At 67.8% G+C, this 3,952-nt stretch carries 9 protein-coding genes; 4 read left to right on the top strand and 5 right to left on the bottom strand.

Annotated features, from left to right (window positions below):
* The 4 genes from GGD88_RS18175 to GGD88_RS18160 all read right to left on the bottom strand — a co-directional run.
* The coding region (locus GGD88_RS18175) for a hypothetical protein (protein WP_184438144.1) at positions 1-304 on the bottom strand (304 nt) is incomplete at its 3' end.
* On the bottom strand, positions 301-477 hold the full coding sequence (locus GGD88_RS18170) for a hypothetical protein (protein WP_184438142.1): 177 nt from the start codon (positions 475-477) through the stop codon (positions 301-303). The genes GGD88_RS18170 and GGD88_RS18175, both read right to left, overlap by 4 nt.
* 2 nt (positions 478-479) lie before the next feature.
* Entirely contained in the window at positions 480-971 is a 492-nt protein-coding gene (locus GGD88_RS18165) for a hypothetical protein (RefSeq protein WP_184438140.1), read from the bottom strand.
* 35 nt (positions 972-1,006) lie between these two features.
* Positions 1,007-1,225, bottom strand: a complete 219-nt coding sequence (locus GGD88_RS18160; protein ID WP_184438138.1) for a hypothetical protein — start codon at positions 1,223-1,225, stop codon at positions 1,007-1,009.
* An 88-nt stretch (positions 1,226-1,313) separates the two neighbouring features.
* Here GGD88_RS18160 and GGD88_RS18155 point away from each other — a divergent pair, with 88 nt between their 5' ends.
* The 3 genes from GGD88_RS18155 to GGD88_RS18145 all read left to right on the top strand — a co-directional run bounded on the left by GGD88_RS18155 (position 1,314) and on the right by GGD88_RS18145 (position 3,033).
* Positions 1,314-2,012 (top strand): S24 family peptidase, encoded by a 699-nt coding sequence (locus GGD88_RS18155; protein ID WP_184438136.1) that lies wholly within the window; start codon positions 1,314-1,316, stop codon positions 2,010-2,012.
* 20 nt (positions 2,013-2,032) lie between these two features.
* Positions 2,033-2,296, top strand: a complete 264-nt coding sequence (locus GGD88_RS18150; protein WP_184438134.1) for a hypothetical protein — start codon at positions 2,033-2,035, stop codon at positions 2,294-2,296.
* A 119-nt stretch (positions 2,297-2,415) separates the two neighbouring features.
* Positions 2,416-3,033 carry an SAM-dependent methyltransferase gene (locus GGD88_RS18145; protein WP_184438132.1) on the top strand — a complete coding sequence of 206 codons (618 nt, stop codon included), beginning with the start codon at positions 2,416-2,418 and terminating at the stop codon, positions 3,031-3,033.
* Here GGD88_RS18145 and GGD88_RS18140 read toward each other — a convergent pair.
* Complete coding sequence (locus tag GGD88_RS18140) at positions 3,030-3,392, bottom strand: hypothetical protein (RefSeq protein ID WP_184438130.1); 363 nt, start codon at positions 3,390-3,392, stop codon at positions 3,030-3,032. The two genes, GGD88_RS18145 and GGD88_RS18140, sit on opposite strands and share 4 nt — an antisense overlap.
* A 222-nt stretch (positions 3,393-3,614) precedes the next feature.
* Between GGD88_RS18140 and GGD88_RS18135 the strand changes: the two genes are divergently transcribed.
* On the top strand, positions 3,615-3,952 hold a 338-nt coding region (locus GGD88_RS18135; protein WP_184438129.1), incomplete at its 3' end, for a helix-turn-helix domain-containing protein.

Here is a 3,952-nt window from a genome sequence, read left to right as displayed (position 1 = left end):
CGCGCTGCTTCCAGTACCGGGGATCGCCCATCAGGGCCCGGCACTGGCGGTCGGCCTCGACAGCGTCGGTGGGCACCGGGGCGGTCAGGTCGATCCGCTGGTCGTTGGCGGAGGCGGGATGGTCCTCGGTCGGCGGCATGGTCGCGCGGGCCTTGGCGATCAGCTCCAGCCCGATGGCCTGGGCCTGGGGACCGGAGAAAACCAGTGTGTCCAGCGGTGCCGACCGGGTGTTGACGTACCGGCGGAGGGTGACCGAGCGGCCGGCGTCGTCCGTGGTGACCGCATAGTGGACCCGGGGGTTCATGCCGCCCTCGCCGCGATGGACTCCAGCCAGTCTTCCTGCTTGTCCGAGACCGGCACGGCGTCGCCGTACCGCTCGCGCCGGTCGATCATGTCGGCGATGAACCGCTGCTCGCGCGGGCTCAGCGACATGGTCTGGGCCTTGATCAGGATCCAGTCGAGGCGGCGGAGATCCATGTTCAGGTCCTCCGGCCGGTTGCACGGAGCGGTGTGACGGCGTCGCCCTGACCCTGGTCGTAAGCGGCGATCCACCGGCCGATCGCCTCGTACAGCGCGCCCAGTTCGGGCCGCTGTTCGGCCAGTTCGCGGTGGTCGATGCGGCCGTCCGCCAGATGCCGGCCGAACATGGCCAGCGCAGCCGAAAGGTCTGCGTTGATGCCGTAGCTGTCGGGCGCGTCGGGGGCTTCGAGACGCTCCATCCCACCCAGGCCGGCCAACACGAACACGTCGTTGACCACGCCCGGGCCGAGCGCCGCCGCCACCTTCAGCATCTTCGACAGGCAGGCCGTGGCCTCCCGCCGGCGCCAGGCGTTGATGGTGCGCTCGTCGATCCCGGTCTGCTCGGCCAGCGCCGAGACACTGACCGCCTTGCCCGGCCCGCACCGCGCCGCCAGCGCGTCGGAAAACCGCTCCTGCACCAGTTCGGTGGTGATGGACTTTGGATCGACCATGGGTTTGTTGCGCTCCAGGTGCGAGGGTGGCGGGGTCAGGCGGCTTCGTCGGGGTGGGGGGTGGGCGGTGCGTCGCGCGCCTGCATGAAGTCGCGGACCCGCTGTTCGTTCTCGGGCCACATGCGGCCGCCGGAGCGCAATCGCCGCACCAGCTTGCCGTCGTTCGCCGCGAGGCGACCGAACGTGGTCTCCGCCATGCGGTGACGGCGGCAAAACTGCTCGATCTCGCGGACTATGGGAGAAGTGTCGGCCATGGATGGGATGATAGTGGGGCTAAACCCACTCCGTCAAGGGGCAAAAACCCATTCGACCACGACCCGTCCCCAGTGGGATACTGCCCACATGCACGAGCCCACGATCCTGGCCCGGAACCTGCGCAAGCGCATGGCAGAAACCGGCCGTACCGACATGAAGCGACTCTCCCTGGACAGTGGCCTCAACGAAACGTACGTGCGCGATATTCTGGAGGGCCGCACCAAAGAGCCGCGATACCAGAAGCTGAACAAGCTGGCGGCCCAGCTAGGGACGACGGCAGCTTGGCTCACGACCGATCACGACATGCCTCAGGCGCCGCGCGCACCCGGTGCGGGGCAGCCCACCGATCCAAATGTGGATCTCTCGACCATCCGCACGGAAGGCCTGGTGGGGGCGCGCGACCTGCCGGTCTTCGGGTCGGCCCAGGGCGGCCCCGACGGCGAGATGATCGTGACCTTCGAGCCCATTGAATGGGTGCGCCGGCCGGAGCCGCTGGAAGGCGTCAAGGGCGGCTTCAGCTTCTACATGGTTGGCGACAGCATGAGCCCGGTTTATGAACCGGGCGACATGATCCTGTGTCACCCGACCCGGCCGCCCTATGCCGGCCAGGACGTGCTGGTGATCCGACGCCTTGACGGCAGCCAGTGCGCCCTGGTCAAGCGCCTGGTGCGCCTGGACGCCGAGGGCCTGAAACTGCACCAGTTCAACCCGGCGGGGGACCTGTGTGTCCCGAAAGAGGACGTGGTGAGCTATCACCTCGTGGTCGGGAAGTACAATCGGCGGTGACCTAGACAGAGGACGCGGCGATGCGTGTACGGAATCTGGTCAAGGTGCCGAAGACCGTCGTCCGGGCGGAGGCGCTGAAGCCGCCGCCCCGGCTTGACCTGGTCGAGTGGGCCGACACCTTCCGGGTGATCGCGCTGCTGGAGGACGAAGGCCTGCGCGGCATCAGCCTCAAGAATTTCAAACGAGCCCAGAACAGGCTCGACGCCCTGCCGTTCTTCAGGGGGGACGAAACCGCCGCCATCTCCCGGATCGCAAAGGTGGCCGGGCTCCCACAGGTTGCGTAGCCCTCTACACGAATCGCAGCGGAATCTTAGAAACACCCCGCACTTTCTTGAATCGGCTGTATATTCTTGCTAAGGGCGATGAACGATCGTACCCTTCCGGTTCCAACAGGGAGGGTGCGATGCAGAACACGTCCCATGCCGTGATGGCCCAACGGGTCGAACCGGCCACCAGTCTGGATGATTTTCCGACCCCGCCCTGGGCCACCCGGGCGCTGATCGAACACGCCATCGGCGCGGACAGCGTCCGCGACAAGACGTGCCTGGAACCGGCGTGCGGTCGCGGGCACATGGCGCGCGCGCTGGCTGAATATTTCAAGGACGTCGGGTCGGCCGACGTGCATCGCTATGGCTTCGGCCATGTCCGGGATTTCCTGACCTATCCCTACGAGGCCAAGTCCCATGACTGGGTCATCACCAACCCGCCCTTCCGTCTGGCAGAGGACTTCGTGGATCGCGCCATGACCGTCGCGCGCTCCGGCGTGGCCATCCTGGCCCGCACGGTCTTTCTGGAGAGTGTCGGGCGCTATACGGCCATTTTCCGGGACCGCCCGCCCAGCGTGTTCGCCCAGTTCAGCGAACGGGTGCCGATGCTGAAGGGGCGTGTGGACCGCAAGGGCTCGACCGCCACCGGCTATGCCTGGTTCGTCTGGCATCTGGACAAGACGCCGGCCCATCCCCGCCTGACCTGGATCCCGCCCTGTCGGCGGGTGCTGGAACGCGACGCGGATTACGCCTAATCGCCGTCCAGGAACGCCTTTCGGGCCGCCGACAGGCCGGCCCGGGCCGTCTTGGCGTCGCCGTCATCAAGCGCGGTCATGGCGCGCTCGACCGCGTCCAGCAGGCGCAGACCCTTGGGGCCCGGTGCGCCGCGCGGGAGCAGACCCTCTTCCGGCGCCGGGTCCGGAAAAGGGTAAGGATGTCCGTGTTTGTCAACCGGCGTGCGGTCGCCGTTCAGCACCGACGCCACTTCGCCGATCCGTCCGCCGTTGGTCCCGAACCAAGCGGCGATGTCATGCTGATTGTCCCCGCGGCTCATCATGCCCAGGATGACCGCGAGATCATCCACAGTGAACCGGATGCGCTGTTCTTCCTTCATTGGCGTCGCCCTGTTTCGACGATAGGGCGCAAACTCTGACTCGACGCGACGAAAGAGTCAAACCGCTCTGAACCCGCCCGCGCCGGCCGGCGGGGGTTTTTCGTGGGCCTGAGATGGGCCAAATCCCATTTTAGCCGTTGACAGGTGGTGGGATATGGCCCATCGTCTCCCCATCACCCCCGCGCGCCGCCACCCCGGCGCGCCCCCGATGGGAGAGACGCCATGCCCGACGCCGCCGCCTCCGCGCCCCGCCGCACCGCGAGCATCGACGGCCCCGACCCCCTCGACATCCACGTGGGCCAGCGCCTGCGTCTGCGCCGCACCATGCTGCGCCGGAGCCAGGACAGCCTGGCCCGCGCCCTCGGCGTCAGCTTCCAGCAGGTGCAGAAGTACGAGCGCGGCACCAACCGCCTCGGCGCCAGCCGTCTGTTTGACGTGGCCCGCTGTCTTGGCGTGCCGGTCAGCTTCTTCTTTGAGGGCCTCGACCCCGCCGCGCTGGACCGCCGCGACCGCGAGGTGGCCCGCGCCCCTCTGCCCGCGCCGGTCGACGTGGTGCCCTG

Source organism: Roseospira goensis (assembly GCF_014197795.1).
Lineage (GTDB): Bacteria > Pseudomonadota > Alphaproteobacteria > Rhodospirillales > Rhodospirillaceae > Rhodospira > Rhodospira goensis.
This window is presented reverse-complemented; position numbering and strand designations above follow the sequence as displayed.